This is a genomic window from Brevundimonas denitrificans, assembly GCF_030160755.1.
Lineage (GTDB): Bacteria > Pseudomonadota > Alphaproteobacteria > Caulobacterales > Caulobacteraceae > Brevundimonas > Brevundimonas denitrificans.
Map to the genome: position 1 here is coordinate 1 of NZ_BSOY01000010.1, position 20,084 is coordinate 20,084.

Consider the following 20,084-nt stretch of genomic DNA (forward strand, 5'->3'; position numbering starts at 1 on the left):
CCCGCCGTCGCCGCCGCCGAAGCGCGAGCCGGATGCGCCGAAGGCGCCCGCTCCGCCCCCGCCGCCGCCTCCGACCATCACGGCCTCGACGCTGCGCGCCCACGCCGGCACGGCATAGCTTCCATCTGCGGTGAGGACCGTCACGGCCCGCCGCCCCGCGCCCTGCGCAAAGGTCATCCGGCCCGTGGCGCGGTCCACCGCGAAGGCGTCATGCCAGCTCGAACCGTCGGCGCTGACCTTGAGCCTGAGGTCGTCATCCCCGACCAGCCCCAGTTCCGCCCGCCCGCCCCAGCCGCTCTGGAACAGCAGCGACAGCACGTCGCCGGACGTCTCCTTGTTCAGCGTCAGCCGCAGATCGCCCGTGCCCCCGGCCCAGGCTTCCAGCGCCGTCCACAGGGCCGTGTTCAACCGCGCCGCAAACGGATTGGCCGCATCCGCCGTCGTCCCGATCCCCAGCCGACTCAGCGCCTGCGCCACGCCCAGCCGCGCTCCCAGCGGCGCCCAGTCGCCCCCATGCCGCACCACGACCTCGTCGGCGTCCTCCACCAGGGCGATCAGGCCGTCGCCGGTCTGTACGACCGTCCAGCCGCCGCCCTCCGCCCGCACCAGCGCGCCCGTGGGCCGGGTGCTCCAGTCCGCGCCCGTCGCCCCGGCCGGCAGTATCCAGAGGCCGCCGTCGGCGGGCGCGCCCGGCTGGGCCGTGGTCGTGCGGCTGACCACAACGGTCTGGACCAGGGCGTCCAGCCGGGTCAGGGCCTCATTCAGGGTGACGTGCTTCTGCATCTGCCCGGCCGCCAGATACGGCAGGGCCAGCCTCGCGCTGTGATCGTCGCTCATGGAAATCTCCGAAATCGTGTCGGAGATCAGTCTGGCGGGAGGGCTTCCTCAGGCGGGCTGGTGACGCTGCAGGCGACACGAAACGTCGCATAATCAACGATCTGGCGCGTCGGAATATGCTGACAATCGGCGAAAAGGTAGCGGGGAGGCCGTAGTTGGAAGGGCTGGACGGCCTCCCCGCAGACGGGCCCGCAGGCTGTCAGGACCAGGCGGCGCGCTTGCGCGAGACCGCTACGAACCCGTCAGCACAGCTACGGCGGCGGTTCGGCGCCGGATGCAGACTACAGCCGCTGCAACGCGCCCTGGGCGACGACCGGGCCGTCCGGCTTGTTCGGGGCCGGCGTATGTCCGGGCGCTTCCATCGACACCGCGACCGCATTGGCCGATCCGGCCGGGCCGGACAGGGCCTGACCCAGATGGTGCCGCGAGGTGGTTGAACCGTCGATGGCGCCGACCAGCTGGACCCCGCCCTCGGGCATGACCAGCCACAGGTGCGGCACCCGCGTGTCGCCCGCCATCTCCGTCGTCGGCGCCAGGTAGAGTTCGCCGGTGTTGGCGTCATAGGCCAGCGTCATCGCCGCCGCGCCGCTTTCCAGCGTCAGGGTCGCCACCCGGATGACCGCAGGCGCCGGCTCCGGCGTCGCGACCGGCGCGGGCTCCGGCTGGGCCAGCAGCATGACGACCGCCGCCAGACTGGCGGCCAGCAGGCCCGTCGAGCCGATGGCCCAGCGGCGCCAGAAGACGATGCTGTTGTCATTGGCGGCGACCGGCGGCGTCAGCCCCGCCTCGACGCGCGGCCAGACCCAGGGCGAGGGCTCGACCGGGACGATTCCGTCGGCCAGTCCGCCCAGACGCTCGTTCCAGGCCTCGACATGGGCGGCGAAGGCGGGATCGGCGGCCTCACGGGCGCGGGCCGCGGCCTCGTCCTCCGGCGACAGAACGCGCAGCGCCAGCTCCCCGGCCAGGGCCAGATCCTCGTCCATGCCGCCGATGTCCGTGGGATCGGTCATGATTCGAGACACATCCTCAGCCGCATCAATCCGCGCCGGATCCAGCTCTTCATCGTGCCCAGCGGCACATTCTCGCGCACCGCCAGGGCGTCATAGGTCACGCCCTCGATAAAGGCCGTGCGGATGGCGCCGCCGGTCCGGTCGTCCAGCTGGCCGAGGCAGTCGTTGAGGCGGCGCACGTCGTCGCCGGTCTCCAGGGCCTGGGCCGGCGACGGGGCGTCGTCGGCGATGACAGTTACGGTTTCGTCGATCGGCGTCGATTTGCGCATGGCCGCGCCTGACCTCAGCCGGTCGATCGCCCGGTTGCGGGCGATGGTCACCAGCCAGGTGATGGGGCTCGCGCGGGTCGCATCAAAGCTCCCGGCCTTCCTCCATACGGTCAGATAGGTGTCCTGCAAAACGTCCTCGGCGAGCTGTCGGTCAGCCAAGATACGCAGGGTCACGCCCAATAGCTTCGCGGAGGTCGCCTCATAGACGCGGCGGAAGGCCGCGCGATCCCCTTCGCCCGCGCGGCCGAGCGCCTGGGCCAGTTCGTCTCGGGTCAGAATCGCGCTCATTCAGAGGTCCGGCATAGGGGAGGACTGACTTGGCGGCGACGGCGGGAGTTCGTCAAGCCGTTCAGTCATGCAGATAGACGATCCGCCGCAGCTTTGGATTGCGGCGCATGTCGGCGACATGGCCCTCATGCGCCCCCGAGGCGCGCGCCTCCCGCTCGCTGGCCTCGACCCAGTGGGTGCTTTCGATGTCCTTTTGCAGCGCCTTGGCCGCCATCAGGTGGCCGGGGAACAGAAGGTCGACCACGTCCGGCGCGAACGGGATCACCTCGCCCACCGCCGTCGTCGCCGTGTCGAGTCCGAGGTAGCTGACCATCCGCAACAGGGTCGCCGGCGTGGCCCGGGCCTGAGCGGCCTGGATCAGCAGCCAGGCCGCCGCGCCGACGCTGTAAACCGTGCCCACGACCGGTATCCAGGTCAGGAGGCCGTCCAGCCCGATCCCGAACGGGCCGATGCCGACCGCCCGGTCGGACAGTTTCTTGACGCCCTCGACATTGGACCAGATCTTCTCGATATCCGCGACGGACCGTCTGGCCATGTCTGCCCTCCTGAAGCGAGACCGTAACGCGCCATGACGAACCCCGTTCACCCGGAAAGGCAAGGTCCGCGATTCACTCTGCCGGACTGGACCCGGCGGCGGTGGCTGGAGGCGTTGCTCCTTTCGGGCCTGATCCCGGTGGCGGGCGCCGCCGTCCTCGTGCTCGCGGGCGCCGACAACCGCGCGGTGGACCTGCTGGCCCAGTTCACGGCGCCGGTGCTGATCGCGACCGTCCTTCTGACCGTCGGGGTGGGTCTGCTGCGGATGAAGGCTCCGGCGGGTCTCGGCGCGCTGACCAGCCTCCTGCTGGCCCTCGCGGTCTGGCCGCAGTGGTTTCCCAAGGCGCCGGCCCCCGACCCCGACGCAGCCATTGTGCGGGTCTATTCGGCCAATATCTTCTATCTGAACGACGACACGGCCCGGATCCGCCGGTCGATCGAGGCCGCGGACGCTGACATCGTCGTCCTGATCGAGCTGGCCAGCGATCCGGCGCGGGAGATCGACGACCTGCTCGCCGGCTATCCGCACCGCGCCGCCTCGATGCGGCTCGACCAGACCCGCGGCCCATCAAGGTCGGTGATTGCATCGCGCTGGCCCCTCACGGCGCGGGCCGATTCCCCCGGTCTGCACGCCGTGGCCGCGACGGTGCGAACGCCGCTGGGCCCGGTCAATGTGGTCGGCGTCCACCTGACCCGGCCATGGCCGTTCGTGCACTCCTGGGGCCAGATCAGCCAGACCATGGCGCTGACTGCGGTCGTCGAAGGCCTCGACGGCCCGGTCGTGGTCGCCGGCGATTTCAACAGCGTTTCCAGCGCCCGCATCGGCAAACAGATCCAACGCGACATCGGCCTTCATCCCGCGCCGGGCTTTCCCGGCACCTGGCCCGACAAGCTGCCGTCACCCCTGGCGATCACCATCGACCAGGTCTACGCCTCGCGGGATCTCGCCTTCGTCAGCCGCCATCTCGGCCGCCCGACCGGTTCGGACCATCGCCCGGTCGTGACCGAAATCACCCGCGCGGCGGACTGAAATCGGTCTTGCTGGACGAAGTCCGACAGGTCTCGGATTTCAGTCCGGAATCACGGCCTGACCAGCGCAGCCAGTCGTTCCGCATGACCCTCTGACGGAAAGTCGTCCGCGATCCAGCCGTCCTCGAACGCCTTGAGCAGCCGCCCGGTCTCCGGTCCCGGCTCCACGCCCAGCCGGGCCAGCTCGCGGCCCCCGACCGGCATGGACGGTCGCCGCCAGCTCTCGGCCAGCGCCAGAAGCCGTTGCGCCGCATCCGCCCCCTCGGGGCTCTCCGCCCACCGCCGGTACACGGCGTCGGCCACCGTCCGGGCGCCGTGGCGATAGACGGCGGCCCGGACCTCGGGGTCGCTCATCGTCAGCCTGACCGCGGGCGCGGCCGCGGCGGCGGCGGCCAGCCGGTCCCGGGTGGCGTTGGAAAACCTCAGACGCGCCGACGCCTCCCTCACCAGACGCTCGTCGGTCGGGAACAGCGTCATCAGCCGGATCACCGGATCGGCGCTCAGCCCGACCGCCGCCTCGAACAACGGACCGTTCGCCGCCTCCGGCAGTATCTGCGCCAACACCCCGGCGTCCGTCATCGCCGCCATGGCGACGAGTGGATCGGGCGCGGCGAGAAGCGTCATCAGCTCCTTGGACACGCGTTCGGCGGACAGACGCGTCATGCCGGGCGCAAGTTCGCGGCAGGCTTTCAGCGCCGCTTCATCGGGCTCGCCCCGGCCGTACCAGGCGAAGAAGCGGAAGAAGCGCAGGATGCGCAGATAATCCTCGCGGATACGCGTCTCCGGATCGCCGACGAAGACGATCCGCCCCGCCGCCGCATCCGCGACGCCTTCGCCGGTCGGATCGAACACCCGCCCCTCGCCGTCGGCATAGAGGGCGTTGAGGCGGAAATCGCGGCGGGCCGCGTCCTCGGCCCAGTCGTCGGTAAAGGCCACCGTGGCGTTTCGGCCGTCCGTGGAGACGTCGCGGCGCAGGGTCGTGATCTCGAACGGCTGCCGCTCTGACACCGCCGTCACCGTGCCGTGGGCGATGCCGGTCGGCACGGACTTCAGCCCGGCGGCGCGGATGGCGCGGTCGGTCTCTTCCGGCTTCAGCGTCGTGGCGATGTCGATGTCGGCCACCGGTGCCCCGATCAGGGCGTTGCGGACGCAGCCGCCGACGAAGCGGGCGCAGCCGGGACCGCCCGCCGCCTCCAGCGCCGCCATCACGGCGCGCGTGGCCGAAGCCTTGAGCCACGGTTGGTCATCGAGCCGGATCACGCCGCGTCCTCCGCCACGACATCGGGGCCGGCGTCCTCGCCATACAGCCGCGTCCGCAGCGCCCGCACGATCCCCGCCGTCACCCCCCAGATGTAGCGCTCCTCATGCGTGATGGCCCAGTACCAGCGGCGCGGCTGGCCCTCGCGGTCGTAGGAATCGCGACGATGGTTGGCGGGGTCCATCAGATAGTCCCACGGAACCTCGAACACCTCGGCCACCTCATCCAGGGACGGCGTCGTCGCCGGCTTCGCGGTCAACCAGCCGATCACCGGCGTCACCAGAAAGCTGGTGCCGGTCTCATAGGCTTCGCCGACGCCCAGCACCTCGACCAGCGCCGGGTCCAGCGCCACCTCCTCGAAGGCCTCGCGCAGGGCCGCCTCGACTGCCGTCTCGCCGGGATCCAGCCGCCCGCCGGGAAAGGCGATCTGGCCCGTGTGGCTGGCCAGACTGTCGGAGCGTCGCGTCATCAGCACCGTCGCCCCGTCGGGTTCCGCGATCACCGGGATCAGAACGGCGGCCGGTCTCAGCGTCCGCACGGGCCGCTCCGCCTCCGGGTTGAGGTCGAAGTCCGACCGCGCGGGGGGGCGATCCGCCGTCCAGCTGACCGCAGGCTCCAGATGCTCGATCAGACGCTCGCGCAGGGTGGCCAGGCTCATTCCACGCCCGCCCCGACCGGACCCAGGGCGAAGGCGACGCCGCCCGAGCGCACCGTCAGCCGTCCGTCCTCGACGCCCGCCATCTCGACCAGTTCATAGAAGACCGGTCGCGCGATCCGCGCCCACAGACCGGCGCGGACATGCACCGACGGCGACGGCTCGCCGGTTTCCGGGTCGGTCTCCACACGGATCGGATGCTCCGCCCCCGCCTCTGTCTCGTCCCCCACATCGGTGGTGAAGACCAGCGCCTCGCCGCGCCGCGTCACGCTCACCGCCCGGAAGGGCAGGTCCTCGACCTGGATCGACAGCTTCTCGCCCGGCGTGACCAGCACATAGCCGTCGTCATCCTTGCGCAGCACGGTCGAGAACAGCCGCACCAGCTCGGCCCGCCCGATCGGCGAACCCTCGTGCATCCACAGACCGTCCCGGCGGATGACGATGTCGATCTCGCCGCAATGCGCCGGATGCCACAGGTGCACGGGCGGCAGGCCACGACCCGGCGCCTGTTTCGCCGCCGCGGCGACGCCCGCCAGTCCGGTCTTGTTGTCCGGGGATTCAGCCATGGCCCAGACTTAGGGTTTGCGAGGACTCTGGCAATGCCTTCCGTGGCTGGCCCCGCCGTTCCCTTCCCCCCTTGCGGCGGAAGGGCTCAGTTGGCGACCACAAGCCCTTCGGGTTCGCCCGCGCCGCGCCACAGGACGCGGCTTTGGTCGACAGGCCCGGACAGACGCACATCCGGCGCGGGGCGGAAGCTGAACCGGCCGAAATAGGGAAGATCGCCGACCAGCAGGATGCCGACATCCCCGGCATGATCCAGGCAGGCCTGCACCAGATCGGCGCCGAGGCCCGCACGGCGGCTGGCGGCTGAAACGGCTATGGGGCCGAGGAACAGCGCCGGTTCGCCATCGATGGTGATGGCCCACAGCCGCACCGAACCGATGATCCGACCGTCCTCACGCGCCACGAAGCCGGCGGCGATGCGGGCCCGCTCCCTCAGCCGTTCCGCCGTCTTGGCGAATCGCCCCGGACCGAAGGCGGCCAGCACCAGACCCTCGACCGCCGCCGCATCGTCGGGGACTTCGATCTCGATGCGCCAAGGGGCGTCTTGGGGCGCGGGTCTGACGGGGGCGTCGAACATGAGGGCGCGCAACTAGGGCTCGCGGACCCGCGAATCAACCGGCTTTTGAGAAATCCGGCGCCCGCTTCTGGCTGAAGGCCATGAAGGCCTCCATCGCCTCGGGGCTCGACATCTGGCTGCCGAAGGCCTCGCCCTCGCGCTGCATCAACGCCCACAGCCGTTCGGCGTCGCGCATCAACCGCTTGGTCTTGCGGATGGAGTTGGGCGCCCGGGCGGCCAGTTTGCCGGCCAGTTCGGCGGCTGTCGCATCGACCTGGTCCGCCGGTACGGCCCGGTTGGCCAGGCCCCAGGCGACCGCCGTGCGCCCGTCGATGGGCTCGCCGAGGGCGAACAGCTCGAACGCCCGCTGATGCCCCAGCACCGCCGGCAGCAGCAGCGACGACGCCGCTTCCGGCGCCAGCGCCAGATTGATGAAGGGAACCGACAGCAGGGCGTCTTCCGCCACCACCACCATGTCGCAGTGCAGCAGCAGCGTCAGGCCGATCCCGACCGCCCGCCCCCGGACCGCGGCCACCGCCGGCTTGTCCAGATCGGCCAGCGCCTTGAGAAAGTCGAACACCGGCATCTGGGCCGGCTGCTGGCCCTGCGAACCGAGCGCGATGAAGTCGGCGATGTCATTGCCCGCCGAAAAACTGTCGCCCTGCCCCTTGAAGACCAGTACCCGCACGGCGTCGTCCGTCCGCGCCCGATTGGTCGCCTCGGCCAGCACGGCGTACATGGCCTGGGTGATGGCGTTCTTCTTCTCCGGCCGCGCCAGGGTGACGGTCAGGACGCCGCCCGCCAGTTCGGTCTGAATTTGGTCGGTCACGCCGCCTCTCTCCGTTTGATCATCGTCCACCAGTCCACGCCGTCAGCGTCCCGGACCCGGCTGACCCGGCCCCGATGCAGCAGATAGTTGAGATGCGCGATCGCCTCGCCCGTGGCCATGCCCCGCACCCCGTCCCCGACCGCGCGGGCGAACAAGGCGCCGAACACGTCGACCGCCCGCTTCGGCGTCTTCAACGCCTTCTCCAGCCGCTTCAGCGAGACCTCATGGCCCCGGATCAGGGCGTCCAGCCGCGTGTGCACGCCGTGGAACGGCTCGCCATGCGACGGCAGGATCAGTCCGTCGTGGGGCAGGACGTCCTTCATCCGCTCCAGCGAGTCCAGCCAGTCGCCCAGCGGATCCGCCTCGGGCTCCGTCGGCCAGACCGACACGTTCGACGAGATCCGCGGCAGGATCTGGTCGCCGCCCAGCACCACGCCGTCGGCCTCGCGCCACAGGCAGGCGTGCTCCGGACTGTGCCCCTCGCCGACCACCACCCGCCAGTCCTGCCCGCCGATGCTCAGCCGGTCTCCCTCGCGCATCCGCACATAGCCGGCGGGCATGGGCGAGACGGCGCGCCCGAACTGGCCGTATTCGCGACGCCAGGTCTCGACCTGCGCCTCGTCCCAGCCGGCCGCGCGGTAATGGACCGCGCCCGCCTCCGGCGCCGGCTGTCCCGTATCCGCCAGCAGCATCCGCGCCGTGACATATTCCACCCGCGTCATCACCAGCGGCGCGCCCGTCCGCTCGCACAGCCAGCCGGCCAGGCCGATGTGGTCGGGGTGCATATGGGTGCAGATCACCCGCGTCACCGGCCGGCCGCCCAGGGGCCCCGCCAGCATCGCCTCCCAGCGGTCGCGCGAATCCGGAATGTTCAGCCCGGTGTCGATCACGGCCCAGCCTTCGCCGTCCTCGACCGCATAGACATTGATGTGGTTGAGCGCGATCGGCATCGACAGCCGCATCCACAGCACGCCCGGCGCGACCGCCACGGCCTCGCCGAAACCGGGCGGTACGGGATGCGGATAGGTCAGGCCGCGCCCGTCGCGCGCCGCCTGATCGATCTCCGCCGGGGCGACTCCGTCCGCCAAGTCCGTCTCCAATTGCAACTCATGACCTTGATACGCCGAAGCGGCCGCCGGCGTCCAGCCGCCCGCGCGGGCATGCCTTGACCCCGCCACATCGGCCCGCCAAGGGTTGAGCCGACGGTTTTCCCATCCGGAGTGTTCTCGTGTTCCACAAAAAGTTGCTCGCGCTCGTGGGCGGCGCCCTCGCCCTGGCGCTGGTCGCGGCCCAGCCCGCCTTCGCCCAGGATGTCCCCGACAATCCCGATCCGGGCGGCCGTTCGGAATCCGACCGGGCCTCCGGAACCATTCGCGGCGAGAGCGTCATGCCCGGCCGCATCGGCGGCGGTCGTCGCGATCGCGTGCCGGACAGCCGGGCCACCCGCCAGCGCGCGGCTCCGCCCCCGGCCGCTCCCACGCCCGAGGAAATCAAGGCCGCCGCCCAGGCCCTCGTCGTCGCCGCCGGCGCCGCCTGCCAGGTGACCGAGGCCGCCCAGCCCGGCATCAACGCCGAACAGCAGAAAATCTATGAAGCCGCCTGTTCGGAAGGCCCCGGCCTCATCCTGATCGAGTCGACCCCGCCCCAGAGCTTCAACTGCCTCGAGCTGGCCGGCACCGCCTACACCGCCCGGCTGCGCGATCCCGCCGCCGACGTCGGCCAGCAGTGCCTCCTGCCCGCCAACCAGAACGGACTGGCCGTCATCGGCGGCTGGGCTCGCACCGCTGGCGTGACCTGCACGGTCGACGAGGCCGTCGCCATCGGCAAGAGCGACGCCGACAACATCGTCTATGAGGTCGGCTGCGCCGGCGCGGACGGCTACTGGCTGGAGCGCGTCGGGACCGGCTGGGACCTGAAGGACTGCCTGCAGGTCAATTCGACCGGCGGAACCTGCCGCTTCACCACGGGCCAGGAACAGGCCGACGGCTTCGAGCCCAAACTGGCCGGCACCGAGGCCGCGGCCTGCGACGTCACCCAGGTCCGCCTGATGGGCTCCAACGCCAACGGCCGCTTCTACGAGGCCAAATGCGCCGCCGAGGGCGAAGGCTATATCGCCCGCCTCAACAACGAGGGCGTGACCCAGCAGATCTATCCCTGCGCCACCGCCCAGCGCATCGGCGGCGGCTGCCGGTTCACCCCGGCTCCCGCCCTGGCCGAATAGTCGGATGGATATTCCTTCGAGTCAGCGCCCCGGAGTTCGCTCCGGGGCGTTTTCGTTTGGGCGATCCCCGCTTCACAGACCGCCCCGACGCGCCGTAAGCATGGCGTATGCGTATCGCCACCTGGAATGTGAACTCCGTCAACGCCCGCCTGCCGACGGTGCTGGCCTGGCTGGAAGCGGCGCAGCCCGACGTGGTCGGCTTCCAGGAGATCAAATGCCTGGACGAGAAATTCCCCCGCGAGGCCTTTGAGTCGCTCGGCTACAACGTCGAGACCCACGGCCAGAAGACCTACAACGGCGTCGCCCTGCTCTCGAAACACCCGCTCAGCGACGTGCGGCGCGGCCTGCCCGGCGTCGACGCCTCGGGCTTCGAGGCGGAGTTCGAACAGGCCCGCTACATCGAGGCCGTGATCGAATGCCCGCGCCCGGTCCGCGTCGGCTGCCTCTACCTGCCCAACGGCAATCCGATCGGCACGGAGAAATTCGCCTACAAGCTCGCCTGGATGGACCGCCTCGAGGCCCACGCCCGCGACCTGCTGCGGCAGGAAGAGGCCTTCACCCTGTGCGGCGACTACAATGTCATCCCCACGCCCGACGACGCCAGGAACCCGTCCGCCTGGGCTGCGGACGCCCTGTTCCAGCCGGAGAGCCGCGCCGCCTTCCGCGCCCTGCGCCACCTCGGCCTGTCGGACGCGGGCGAACTCGGCAAACAGCCGCCCGGGACCTTCACCTTCTGGGACTACCAGGCCGGCGCCTGGCAGCGCGACCACGGCATCCGCATCGACTTCCACCTGCTGTCCCCGCAGGCGGCCGACCGCTTCGTCGGCGTCGAGACCCATCGCGACGCCCGCGACATGGACAAGCCCTCGGACCACGTCCCCGTCGTCGTCGAGCTGGAGGACTGAGCTTGGCCGATGTGCTCAGGGTCATACTGCTGGTGGCCCTGGCGGCGGCGGCCCTGACCACGGGAGCCCTGGTCCTGGCCTGGTGGATGGAGCCGATCCGCCGCATGCGCCGGGCCCTGCTGAAATCGCTCGGCGCCGTGCCCGAGGCCGAGGCCCTGTCGCCCGCCGAGGGCCGCGCCGCCGGTCTCGACTTCGACGGGGCCCAGGTGGCGGTGCTCTGGAACCGGGGCGGCTCCGGTCTGGTCTACGCCTTCGAGGAGATCGAGGGCGGCGAGATCATCGTCGACGGCCATGTCGTCGCCCGCGTCCGCCGCGGCGAGGCCCGCAAGGCGCTGGACCTCATGGCGCCCGACGCCGAACAGGTGGTGCTGCGGCTGATGTTCGCCGACGCCCGACATCCCGAGTTCGAACTGGCCCTGTGGGACGCCACCCTGCCGGTCCAGACCAGCTCCCCCGGCGAGGCCCTCCGCCTCGGCCGCCGCTGGCTCTCGCACCTGGAGGCCTTGCTCAAAGGCTAGTGTCTCCTCCCCGCTCTGCGGGGAGGGGGACCATCCGGAGCCGCAGGCGAAGGATGGTGGAGGGGTGGAGGCGGATCGCATGCGATCCAACGACCCGCCGCATCACCCCTCCACCGCCGTTCCGGCGGTCCCGCTCCCCACGATGTGGGGAGGAGACAGCAGAGCCCTTCCGCCCCCGCCCCCGGACCGCTAGAACCCCCCATTCCCTGTGACCGAGTACCCTGAGGAGCCCCCGTGGCCCGCCTGTTCGACGCCTACATCATCGCTGACTGGACCGCCGCCGAGGGCAAGAAGCTCGGCGATACGTCCCTGTGGCTCGGCGTGGCCAAACGCGACGTGCGTTTCCGCCTCTATACCGAGACCCACAACGTCGCGACCCGGGCCGAGGGCGAGGCCCTGCTGGCCTCCCTGCTGGCCGAACACCGCAAGCGCGGCGACCGGGTGCTGGTCGGCTTCGACTTCAACTTCGGCTTCCCCGCCGGCACGGCCGCGCGGCTGAAGCTGACCGGAACCCCCTGGTCGGCGATGTGGAAATTCCTCGCCGCCAACGTGGTCGACAAGCCCGACAACACCAACAACCGCTACCAGGTCGCGGCCAAGATCAACCGGCTGATGACCGACAACGCCTGGCCCATGTGGGGCGCGCCGGCCAATCAGGCCCAGCGCTGGCTGACCACGACCAAGCCCCCGGCCGGCTCGGGCGCCGACATCCCCGAATACCGCGCGACGCAGGACGCGGTCCGCAAGGGCAAGCTCCAGCCCAAGTCGGTCTGGCAGATGCACGGCGCCGGCGCGGTCGGCGGCCAGACCCTGGTCGGCATTCCGGCGGTGCGCCGCCTGCTCGAGAAGCTCGGCCCCTCGGGCGCCGTCTGGCCCTTCGGCACCGGCTGGCGCGCGCTGGACGCCGCCGACGTCGAACCGCTCTCGGCCCTGGTGGTGGAGGTCTGGCCGTCCATGTTCGACGCCAAACCCGCTGAGGGCGAGTTCAAGGACCAGGCCCAGGTGCGGGTCACGGCCGAACATTTCGCCAAACTCGACGAATCCGGCGCCCTCTCCGCCGCCTTCGCCCCGCCCAAGGGCGCGAGCGAGGCCCTGATCGCGCAGGTCGAACAGGAAGAGGGCTGGATTCTGGGGGCGTAGCGTTCCTTCTCCCCTTGGGGGAGAAGGCGGCCCGGAGGGCCGGATGAGGGGGATGCCCATGCAAACACCGTCCCGCCCCCTCATCATCGCCCACCGCGGCGCCTCGGGCGAACGCCCCGAACACACCCGCGCCGCCTATGAACGGGCCATCCAGCAGGGCGCGGACTTCATCGAGCCCGATCTGGTCATGACCCGGGACGGCGTCCTGATCGTCCGCCACGAGAACGAGATCAGCGGAACCACCGACGTCGCCGCCCGCCCCGAATTCGCCGATCGCCACACCACGAAAACCATCGACGGCGAATCCGTCACAGGCTGGTTCACCGAGGACTTCACCCTCGCCGAACTGAAGACCCTGCGCGCCCGCGAACGCCTGCCCGAGCTGCGCCCCGCCAACACCGCCTTCGACGGACAGGAGCCGATCCTGACCTTCGAGGAGGTCCTCGACCTCGCCGCCTCAGCCGGCGTCGGCGTCGCCCCCGAACTGAAACACCCGACGTATTTCGCCGCCCTCGGCCTGCCGGTGGAGGACGCCTTCGTCGCCATCCTTAAGCGGCGCGGCCTGACCGGCGCCGACGCCCCGATCCTGATCCAGTGTTTCGAGGTCGGCCCGCTGCAGCGCCTCCGCGCCCGCCTCGCCGCCCCCCTGCTGCAACTGATCGCCGCGTCCGGCGGCCCCTTCGACCGGCCGGACCTTGACTACGCCGCCATGACCACGCCGCAGGGCCTCGCCGCTGTCGGCGGATACGCCGACTGGATCGGCGCCGACACGGCCCTGATCGAACCACCCCCCGGCGCGCCCACCACCTTGATCCCCGACGCCCACGCCGCCGGCCTCAAGGTCGCCGCCTGGACCTTCCGCGCCGAGAACATCTTCCTGCCCGAAGCCGACCGCATCGGCGCCGACCCGGCCGGGCACGGGCGGTTGCGGGAGCGGCTGGCGCGGTTCGCGGAGTATGGGCTGGACGCCGCCTTCATGGACCAGCCGGCCCTCGCCCGCTGAGGCCTTTCTTCCCGCCCCCGATCCTCCGTCCCCTTTCGACCCCCAAAGCGCCCTTCTCGCCCCTGCGCGAAATTTTTCTCCTCAGCGCAGGTTGGCGCCCCGGTAAAATAGACCCTGTCGGTCCCCGAACCGCCGCCGGTCTTTGACAAGCCACACCCCCGCGACCGCTCCAGGCGCGGTGTAACCCACGGCCCAGCCACCGCTGGCCCACGCCCCGACAGGGTCGAGAAGACAGCTTTTCGCGATTTTTCGGGGGAAGGCCCCGGTAATGCCGGGAGATCAGGCGGCGGCGGCGAAGAAGGCGATCACGACCACTGCGATGGTCACGATGATCGGCATGCCCAGGTCCGCCTTGGGGATCTGCAGATAGGCTTCCGAGGGCGCCGCCGGATTGTAGCGGACCTTCGCCTTGCCGCCGACCGGATAGCGGGCGCAAACCTCTTGCGCCCGGGCCTGGCTGGTATAGCTCAGCGCAGCGCCCGGCTGAATGGCCTTGCCGACGTGGCTCTGGCCGCCCGCCGCATAGCTGAAGGCGATCTCCGGATAATAGGCCGTTTCGCGGGCCCCTTCGTAGTCGACCTCTTCGGCCTCGCGGATGCCGGAGGACTGGATGGCGGCCTCGGCGGTGGGCCATGCCGCCTGCGACCTGACCTTCTTCATCCGACGGCCATGCCACCACCAGGTGAGCGCGATCAACGCGATGGCCACACCGAAGATTCCCAACACCATGACGGACGCCTCACCGGAAGTTGACAGACCAGAGGTCAGTCAACCAAAACGCGGCGAGTCGGGCGTCCCCCAATTGCGGGATTCAGCCCGCGATCATCCCGAAGTCCGCCACCCGGCCCATGACCGCGCGGACCTGCCCCAGCAGTTTCAGCCGGTTGTCCCGCTCCTCGGCCACCTCGGAGTTGACCATCACCTTGTCGAAGAAGGCGTCCACCGGCGCCCGCAACCGCGCCAGCGCCGTCATGGCGGCGGCGAAATCCTCGGTCTCCAGCGCGGCGTCCACGGCGGTCGCGGCGGCGGCGGCGGCGAAGGCCAGGGCCGTCTCCTGTTCCGGCTGTCCGGGCAGGCCGGTCCGGACCATGCCGGTCGGCACGGCCCCCTTCTTCTCCTCTGCCCTGAGGATGTTGGACGCCCGCTTGTACCCGGCCAGCAGATTGGCCCCGTCGTCCGTCGCGAGGAAGCCGTCCAGCGCCTCCACCCGCCGCACGATGCGGACGAGGTCGTCGTCGCCGAGCGCGAAGACGGCGTCGACGAGATCGTGACGCTTGCCCTGATCGCGGAGGAGGACCTTCAGGCGGTCGGCGAAGAAGGCGACCACTTCGGTCTCGATCGACAGTTTGTCGACGGCCCTGGCTAGGCCCGAGAGACCCGCCAAGGCAGGAGCGACAGCTTGGTTGGACAGTCCGATCCGCGCCTGATTATCCAGCACCAGCCGGATGACCCCCAGCGCCGCCCGCCGCAGCGCAAACGGATCCTTCGACCCCGTCGGCTTCTCATCGATCGCGAAGAACCCGACCAGCGTGTCCAGCTTGTCGGCCAGCGCCACCGCCACCGTCAGCGGCGCGGTCGGCACCGAGTCCGCCGGGCCCTGAGGCTTGTAGTGATCGCGCACGGCATCGGCGACGGCGTCCGGATGGCCGGCGGCGCGGGCGTAGTAGCCGCCCATGACGCCCTGCAGTTCGGGGAACTCCCCGACCATGGCGGCCGACAAATCAGCCTTGGCCAGCTTCGCGGCCGCCTCCGCCTGATCCGGATCGGCCCCGACCAGCGGCGCGATCTCACGGGCCAGCGCCGCGATCCGTTCGACGCGCTCGGCCAGCGTCCCCAGCCTGGCGTGGAAGGTCACCCCCTCCAGCTTCCTCGACCAGACCTCGAACCCGGTCTTCAGGTCCTCGTCCCAGAAGAAGCGCGCGTCATCCAGACGCGCCGACAGCACGCGGCTGTTGCCGGCGGCCAGCGCCTTGCCGCCGTCCGTCGCCTCGACATTGGCCACGACCACGAAATGCGGGGCCAGGCCGTGTTTGGCCGGATCGCGCACCGCGAAATATTTCTGGTGCACCTTCATCGACAGCCGCACCACCTCGGGGGGCAGGCTCAGGAAGGCCGGGTCCATGTCGCCCAGGATCGGCGTCGGCCATTCGGCCAGCCCCGCCACCTCGTCCAGCAGGCCGTCGTCATCGACGAGGGCGAAGCCCCGGTCGGCGCAGACCTTCTGCGCCGCCTCGAGGATCTTCAGCCGCCGGTCGACGGCGTCCAGCAGGACGAAATCGCTCTCGAGCTTCGCCCGGTAATCCGCGAAATCCTTGACCGCGAACGGCCGGCCGCAGCCGAGGAAGCGATGCCCCTCGGTCAGCTCGCCCGAGGCGATCCCGTCGATCTCGAACGGCACGACATGGCCGTCGAACAGGGCCACGATCCGCTTCAGCGGCCGCACCCAGCGCAGCGTCCCCGAACCCCAGCGCATCGACTTGGGCCAGGGGAAGCCGCGCACGATCTGGTCGACCATGCCGGGGATCAGTTCGGCGGTCGGCTGGCCCTTGCTGCTGAGGACAGCGAAGAAGACCCCGTCGCGCTCGACCAGCTGGTCCTTCGTCAGACCGGTCTTCCGCAGGAAGCCTTCCAGGGCCTGTTCCGGCGCATTGGCCCGCGGGCCCTTGACCTCTTCCTCGCGGTCCGGCGTCGCCTTGGGCAGCCCTTCGACCACCAGCGTCAACCGCCGCGGCCCGGCGAAGGTCGTCAGGGCGTCATAGGTCAGGCCAGCGGCCTTCAGCCGCTCGGCGGCCATCCGCTCCAGGTCACGCGCCGCCCCGCCCTGCATGCGGGCCGGGATTTCTTCAGAGAAGAGTTCGAGAAGAAACTGGGCCATCAGACGCGCCCCCTTTCCTGCTCGACCCATTCGGTGGCGCAGGCCTTACACAGATCCCGGATGCGCCCGATGTAGCTCTGGCGTTCGGCGACGGCGATCGCCCCGCGGGCGTCCATCAGATTGAACAGGTGGCTGGCCTTCAGCACCTGGTCATAGGCCGGCAGCACCAGGGCCTGGTCCTGCGGACCCTTCATCGCCAGCAAGCGCCCGACCTCGCCAACCATGTCCTCGAACCGGCGCTTCAACCCGTCGACGTCATAGCCGTGGAAATTGGCCTCCGACTGCTGGCGCTCGTTCTCGAGGAAGACCTCGCCATAGGTCAGGCCCTCCTTGGTGAACCTCAGGTCGTAGACGTTGTCGACGCCCTGGACGTACATGGCCAGACGCTCCAGCCCGTAGGTCAGCTCGCCCGAGACGACGTCGACCTCGATCCCGCCAACGCCCTGGAAATAGGTGAACTGCGTCACCTCCATCCCGTCGCACCAGACCTCCCAGCCCAGCCCCCAGGCGCCGACGGTCGGGTTCTCCCAGTCGTCCTCGACGAAGCGGATGTCGTGCAGTTTCGGATCGATGCCGATCGCCGCCAGCGAGCCCAGATACAGGGCCTGCAGGTCGTCCGGGTTCGGCTTCAGGATCACCTGATACTGGTAATAGTGCTGTAATCTATTGGGATTTTCGCCATAGCGCCCATCGCCGGGCCGCCGCGACGGCTGCACATAGGCGGCCTTCCAAGGGCGCGGCCCGAGCGCCCGCAGCACGGTCGCCGGATGCAGGGTCCCGGCGCCGACCTCGATGTCATAGGGCTGCAGGATCGCGCAGCCCTGATCGCCCCAGTATTTGTGAAGCGTCAGGATCAGGTCCTGGAAGGCGAGCGGTTCGGTCGTCACGGGCAGCTTTTTCGTCCGGGGAAGAAGGCGGCGGACCCTAGACGGGCGGCCCTTGGCGGGCAAGGCGAAGCCCCGCCATACGCTTCCTTAAGCGCCCCCGCGCTATGACCGCCGCATGAAGCAGATCGACCAGATGCGCCGCCGCGCCGCGCGCTATCTCGACATCGAGGCGGTGACCATCGCGCCGCCGCGCGGGGTCTTCTCGCTGAGCTTCGACGACTTCCCCGCCAGCGCCTGGACCGAGGCCGGACGGGTGCTGGCCGAGCACGGCGTGAAGGCCACCTACTACGTCTGCGGCGGCCTCGCCGGCGGGGTCAACATGGACCGCGACCAGTTCGAGGTCGAACACCTGCAGGCCCTGCACGCCGCCGGCCACGAGGTCGGCTGCCACACCTTCGGCCACACCAGCGCCCTGCGCATGGACGCCGGGGCCCTGCGCCTCAGCCTTGACGCCAACGCCGCCTGGGTGGCGGAACGGCTGGACGGCTGCCGCATGACCACCTTCGCCTGGCCGTTCGGCGATGCGACGGTCTCGGCCAAGAGACTGGTGCGCCGCCGCTTCGCCATGGCCCGCGGCGTCCGCGACGGCGTCAACGCCGGGCGTGAAGATCGGGCGCTCGTCAAGTCGATCGGGTTGGAGCGCCGCCGCCTCCCCGGCTACGACCTCGAAGGCCTGATGGCCGAGGCCGCAGCGTCGAACGGCTGGCTGACCGCCTACGGTCACGACGTCTCGGACCGGCCCACTGACTATGGCTGCACCCCGGCCGATCTGGATCGGGTGTTGGGTCTGGCGAAGGCGGCCGGGCTGGAGATCGCGCCCGTCGGCGAGGCGTGGAGCCGGGTAGCCAGCGCCTGATCGTCAGGCCGCTTCGCGCATCATCGCGGCCTTGCGCGCGTCGGCCCAGCGGATCAGGGCGGCGCGGGGGAAGGCGACGATCCACGAACGGGCCGTGTACTCGCCCTTCTCGATCAGGGCCGCGCGGGTCGGCGAACTGGTGGCGGCGCGCTGGGTGTGAATCTCGCCCGGCCCCTGATGCACCATGAAGGCGCCGTGCTTCAGCAGGTTGAGGCGCAGATAGGCCAGACGCGGGCTGATCTGTTCCAGCGGCGGATCATAGAACCAGCTGGACCCCAGCATGCCGGCCATCTCCGGACGGCGCTTGCAGATCTCGGCGGCGGTGGCCCAGGCGCGGTCCCAGCCGGCCTCGTTGAAGTCCGACAGTTCGCGGCTCTCGGTATGGACCTCCAGCCAGGGCTTCCACGCCTGGGCGGCGGCATAGGCCGGGATCACGGACCAGCCCCAGCCCTCGCGGGCATGACGCAGCACCTGCCCCGGCCCCATGGGCGAGGACAGGTCGATCATCTGGGTGCGGGCGCCGGGCACGCTGAGGACCAGCGAGATGCGCACGTCCTTGGCCCAGAAGTCGCGGTCATAGGGATCGGCCGCGGCGGTCAGGAAATCAGCGAGCCGCTGGATCCATTCCGGATAAAGCTCGAGCGAGGCCTGCGGCAGGTCAGCCGCCGGGACGCGCGCGGGCATCTCAAGCGCCCAGAGCGCGACGAGGGCGCGGCGGTGGTCATCGGTCAGGGCGGCGCCGAAGGCCTCGGTCAGGGCCTCTTCCGCCCGGTGGCCGGGCTGGTCGAAATCCCAGTGCGGGGCCGAGGCGGCGGCCGCGGCCGCGGCGGCGTCCTTGAGAGCGTGGAGCCGGGCGCGATCCTCGACCGGGACCCTGGCGAGCACGGCTTCGAACGCGGCGATCTGGGCGGGCGAGAGCGTTTCCATATCGCCACTCTGCCAGACACGGGTTTGCCGACGGTTAAGGCGGCGATCGGCGGCTAGCGCAGGACGGTCGGCCGCACCCACCAGTCGGGGTGGAGGGCCGCCAACGCCCGCCCGGCGACCTCGGCCGCGCGGGCCGTATCAAAGAGGGCGAAGACCGTGGCGCCCGAGCCCGACATCCGGGTCAGGCGCGCGCCGGGCAGGTCCGCCGTCGCCGCAAGAGCCTCGCCGATCGCCGGGGCGAGGGCTGCGGCGGGCGCCTCCAGATCGTTCCGCTGGATCGCCAGCCAGTCGATGACGGACGCTGCGTCCCAATCCGATGGGGGGGCGGGCCTACGCGCTTCGCCCGGGGACCCGGCGTCAAACGCGCGATAGACGGCCCCGGTCGAGGAGGGCACGCCCGGATTGACCAGCAAGGCCGGCAGCGCCAGCAGGCCGGCCTCGAAGGTCAGGACGTCGCCCCGCCCCTCGGCCCAGGCGGCGCGGGCGTGCAGGCACATGGGGCCGTCGGCGGCGAGGGCGGCGGCGATCTCCGCCAGCGCCGCATCGTCGAACGGCAGGCCCAGCGCATCCCGCGCGAGCTTCAGCACGGCCCCGGCGTCCGACGAACCACCGCCCAGCCCGGCCGCCACCGGCAGCTGTTTGTCGAGGGTGATCCGCAGCCCCGGCTCGCCGATGCCAGCCGCCGCACCCAGGGCGCGGACCGCCTTCAGGACCAGATTGTCGTCCTCCGCTTGGAGGGCGTCGGCGAAGGGCCCTGTGACCGCCAGCGACAGCCCGTCCGCCGCTTCGACTGTCAGCCGGTCGCCGACATCGGCGAAGACCACCAGACTGGCGAGCGGGTGGTAGCCGTCGGCCTCAAGCGGCCCGACGTGCAGGAACAGATTGACCTTGGCGGGCGCGAGCCGGGCGATCGCCTCCATGGA

22 protein-coding genes are annotated in these 20,084 nt (G+C 70.5%); 7 read left to right on the plus strand and 15 right to left on the minus strand.

The window, feature by feature from the left end:
• From QQJ79_RS03750 to QQJ79_RS03765, 4 genes are all read right to left on the minus strand, one after another.
• Nucleotides 1-837, minus strand: an 837-nt coding sequence (locus QQJ79_RS03750) for a DUF2793 domain-containing protein (RefSeq protein WP_284221254.1), incomplete at its 3' end; no start/stop codon positions are given.
• Between the two features lie 281 nt (nt 838-1,118).
• Nucleotides 1,119-1,847 (minus strand): anti-sigma factor, encoded by a 729-nt coding sequence (locus tag QQJ79_RS03755; protein ID WP_284221255.1) that lies wholly within the window; start codon nt 1,845-1,847, stop codon nt 1,119-1,121.
• Nucleotides 1,844-2,404, minus strand: coding sequence for a sigma-70 family RNA polymerase sigma factor (locus QQJ79_RS03760; protein ID WP_284221257.1), 561 nt, complete (start codon nt 2,402-2,404; stop codon nt 1,844-1,846). Before QQJ79_RS03760 ends, QQJ79_RS03755 begins: the two co-directional genes overlap by 4 nt.
• Nucleotides 2,405-2,465: 61 nt before the next feature.
• Entirely contained in the window at nt 2,466-2,939 is a 474-nt protein-coding gene (locus QQJ79_RS03765) for a DUF4112 domain-containing protein (protein WP_284221260.1), read from the minus strand.
• 114 nt (nt 2,940-3,053) lie between these two features.
• Here QQJ79_RS03765 and QQJ79_RS03770 point away from each other — a divergent pair, with 114 nt between their 5' ends.
• Nucleotides 3,054-3,968, plus strand: a complete 915-nt coding sequence (locus QQJ79_RS03770; RefSeq protein ID WP_284221263.1) for an endonuclease/exonuclease/phosphatase family protein — start codon at nt 3,054-3,056, stop codon at nt 3,966-3,968.
• 50 nt (nt 3,969-4,018) lie between these two features.
• Here QQJ79_RS03770 and QQJ79_RS03775 read toward each other — a convergent pair whose 3' ends face one another.
• The 6 genes from QQJ79_RS03775 to QQJ79_RS03800 form a co-directional block, all read right to left on the minus strand.
• Entirely contained in the window at nt 4,019-5,173 is a 1,155-nt protein-coding gene (locus QQJ79_RS03775) for a CCA tRNA nucleotidyltransferase (protein WP_431307568.1), read from the minus strand.
• Nucleotides 5,174-5,223: 50 nt separating this feature from the next.
• Complete coding sequence (locus QQJ79_RS03780) at nt 5,224-5,883, minus strand: CoA pyrophosphatase (protein ID WP_284221266.1); 660 nt, start codon at nt 5,881-5,883, stop codon at nt 5,224-5,226.
• A complete protein-coding gene (locus QQJ79_RS03785; protein WP_284221268.1) occupies nt 5,880-6,446 on the minus strand; it encodes a DUF1285 domain-containing protein in 567 nt (188 codons plus the stop codon). The genes QQJ79_RS03780 and QQJ79_RS03785 overlap by 4 nt, the downstream gene beginning before the upstream one ends.
• 86 nt (nt 6,447-6,532) lie before the next feature.
• On the minus strand, nt 6,533-7,021 hold the full coding sequence (locus QQJ79_RS03790) for a GNAT family N-acetyltransferase (protein WP_284221271.1): 489 nt from the start codon (nt 7,019-7,021) through the stop codon (nt 6,533-6,535).
• A 34-nt stretch (nt 7,022-7,055) separates the two neighbouring features.
• The gene (locus QQJ79_RS03795; protein WP_284221273.1) at nt 7,056-7,829 is read right to left on the minus strand and encodes an enoyl-CoA hydratase; all 774 of its coding nucleotides are present in this window, start codon (nt 7,827-7,829) and stop codon (nt 7,056-7,058) included.
• Nucleotides 7,826-8,917, minus strand: a complete 1,092-nt coding sequence (locus QQJ79_RS03800; protein ID WP_284221274.1) for an MBL fold metallo-hydrolase — start codon at nt 8,915-8,917, stop codon at nt 7,826-7,828. Before QQJ79_RS03800 ends, QQJ79_RS03795 begins: the two co-directional genes overlap by 4 nt.
• A 140-nt stretch (nt 8,918-9,057) precedes the next feature.
• Here QQJ79_RS03800 and QQJ79_RS03805 point away from each other — a divergent pair, with 140 nt between their 5' ends.
• From QQJ79_RS03805 to QQJ79_RS03825, 5 genes are all read left to right on the plus strand, one after another.
• Nucleotides 9,058-10,050, plus strand: a complete 993-nt coding sequence (locus QQJ79_RS03805; RefSeq protein WP_284221276.1) for a hypothetical protein — start codon at nt 9,058-9,060, stop codon at nt 10,048-10,050.
• 107 nt (nt 10,051-10,157) lie between these two features.
• On the plus strand, nt 10,158-10,955 hold the full coding sequence (locus QQJ79_RS03810; RefSeq protein WP_284221277.1) for an exodeoxyribonuclease III: 798 nt from the start codon (nt 10,158-10,160) through the stop codon (nt 10,953-10,955).
• Between the two features lie 11 nt (nt 10,956-10,966).
• Complete coding sequence (locus tag QQJ79_RS03815) at nt 10,967-11,473, plus strand: hypothetical protein (RefSeq protein WP_284221375.1); 507 nt, start codon at nt 10,967-10,969, stop codon at nt 11,471-11,473.
• A gap of 234 nt (nt 11,474-11,707) precedes the next feature.
• Nucleotides 11,708-12,613, plus strand: coding sequence for a cobalamin biosynthesis protein CbiG (locus QQJ79_RS03820; protein ID WP_284221279.1), 906 nt, complete (start codon nt 11,708-11,710; stop codon nt 12,611-12,613).
• 52 nt (nt 12,614-12,665) lie between these two features.
• Nucleotides 12,666-13,616: a glycerophosphodiester phosphodiesterase family protein gene (locus tag QQJ79_RS03825; protein WP_284221285.1), complete on the plus strand. Its 951-nt coding sequence runs from the start codon at nt 12,666-12,668 to the stop codon at nt 13,614-13,616.
• Between the two features lie 279 nt (nt 13,617-13,895).
• Here the strand turns inward: QQJ79_RS03825 and QQJ79_RS03830 are convergent, their stop codons facing one another.
• From QQJ79_RS03830 to QQJ79_RS03840, 3 genes are all read right to left on the minus strand, one after another.
• Nucleotides 13,896-14,345: a DUF3592 domain-containing protein gene (locus QQJ79_RS03830; RefSeq protein WP_284221286.1), complete on the minus strand. Its 450-nt coding sequence runs from the start codon at nt 14,343-14,345 to the stop codon at nt 13,896-13,898.
• A gap of 82 nt (nt 14,346-14,427) precedes the next feature.
• Nucleotides 14,428-16,491: a glycine--tRNA ligase subunit beta gene (gene glyS / locus QQJ79_RS03835; RefSeq protein WP_284221288.1), complete on the minus strand. Its 2,064-nt coding sequence runs from the start codon at nt 16,489-16,491 to the stop codon at nt 14,428-14,430.
• The gene (locus QQJ79_RS03840) at nt 16,491-17,378 is read right to left on the minus strand and encodes a glycine--tRNA ligase subunit alpha (RefSeq protein ID WP_284221290.1); all 888 of its coding nucleotides are present in this window, start codon (nt 17,376-17,378) and stop codon (nt 16,491-16,493) included. The genes glyS and QQJ79_RS03840 overlap by 1 nt, the downstream gene beginning before the upstream one ends.
• 115 nt (nt 17,379-17,493) lie before the next feature.
• Here QQJ79_RS03840 and QQJ79_RS03845 point away from each other — a divergent pair, with 115 nt between their 5' ends.
• Nucleotides 17,494-18,234, plus strand: coding sequence for a polysaccharide deacetylase family protein (locus QQJ79_RS03845; RefSeq protein ID WP_284221292.1), 741 nt, complete (start codon nt 17,494-17,496; stop codon nt 18,232-18,234).
• Nucleotides 18,235-18,237: 3 nt separating this feature from the next.
• Here the strand turns inward: QQJ79_RS03845 and QQJ79_RS03850 are convergent, their stop codons facing one another.
• Both QQJ79_RS03850 and QQJ79_RS03855 read right to left on the minus strand, forming a co-directional pair.
• Nucleotides 18,238-19,161: a hypothetical protein gene (locus tag QQJ79_RS03850; RefSeq protein ID WP_284221294.1), complete on the minus strand. Its 924-nt coding sequence runs from the start codon at nt 19,159-19,161 to the stop codon at nt 18,238-18,240.
• 53 nt (nt 19,162-19,214) lie between these two features.
• Nucleotides 19,215-20,081 (minus strand): 4-(cytidine 5'-diphospho)-2-C-methyl-D-erythritol kinase, encoded by an 867-nt coding sequence (locus QQJ79_RS03855; RefSeq protein ID WP_284221297.1) that lies wholly within the window; start codon nt 20,079-20,081, stop codon nt 19,215-19,217.
• Nucleotides 20,082-20,084: the final 3 nt, after the last annotated feature.

Excerpts from the sequence above, each read along its gene's own strand:
- QQJ79_RS03845 (WP_284221292.1), top strand. The coding sequence starts at position 17,494 with ATGAAGCAGATCGACCAGATGCGCCGCCGCGCCGCGCGCTATCTCGAC.
- QQJ79_RS03850 (WP_284221294.1), bottom strand. The coding sequence starts at position 19,161 with ATGGAAACGCTCTCGCCCGCCCAGATCGCCGCGTTCGAAGCCGTGCTC.
- QQJ79_RS03775 (WP_431307568.1), bottom strand. The coding sequence starts at position 5,173 with ATGGCGGCGCTGGAGGCGGCGGGCGGTCCCGGCTGCGCCCGCTTCGTC.
- QQJ79_RS03760 (WP_284221257.1), bottom strand. The coding sequence starts at position 2,404 with ATGAGCGCGATTCTGACCCGAGACGAACTGGCCCAGGCGCTCGGCCGC.
- QQJ79_RS03825 (WP_284221285.1), top strand. The coding sequence starts at position 12,666 with ATGCCCATGCAAACACCGTCCCGCCCCCTCATCATCGCCCACCGCGGC.
- QQJ79_RS03785 (WP_284221268.1), bottom strand. The coding sequence starts at position 6,446 with ATGGCTGAATCCCCGGACAACAAGACCGGACTGGCGGGCGTCGCCGCG.
- QQJ79_RS03790 (WP_284221271.1), bottom strand. The coding sequence starts at position 7,021 with ATGTTCGACGCCCCCGTCAGACCCGCGCCCCAAGACGCCCCTTGGCGC.
- QQJ79_RS03765 (WP_284221260.1), bottom strand. The coding sequence starts at position 2,939 with ATGGCCAGACGGTCCGTCGCGGATATCGAGAAGATCTGGTCCAATGTC.
- QQJ79_RS03780 (WP_284221266.1), bottom strand. The coding sequence starts at position 5,883 with ATGAGCCTGGCCACCCTGCGCGAGCGTCTGATCGAGCATCTGGAGCCT.
- glyS (WP_284221288.1), bottom strand. The coding sequence starts at position 16,491 with ATGGCCCAGTTTCTTCTCGAACTCTTCTCTGAAGAAATCCCGGCCCGC.
- QQJ79_RS03855 (WP_284221297.1), bottom strand. The coding sequence starts at position 20,081 with ATGGAGGCGATCGCCCGGCTCGCGCCCGCCAAGGTCAATCTGTTCCTG.
- QQJ79_RS03810 (WP_284221277.1), top strand. The coding sequence starts at position 10,158 with ATGCGTATCGCCACCTGGAATGTGAACTCCGTCAACGCCCGCCTGCCG.
- QQJ79_RS03755 (WP_284221255.1), bottom strand. The coding sequence starts at position 1,847 with ATGACCGATCCCACGGACATCGGCGGCATGGACGAGGATCTGGCCCTG.
- QQJ79_RS03830 (WP_284221286.1), bottom strand. The coding sequence starts at position 14,345 with ATGGTGTTGGGAATCTTCGGTGTGGCCATCGCGTTGATCGCGCTCACC.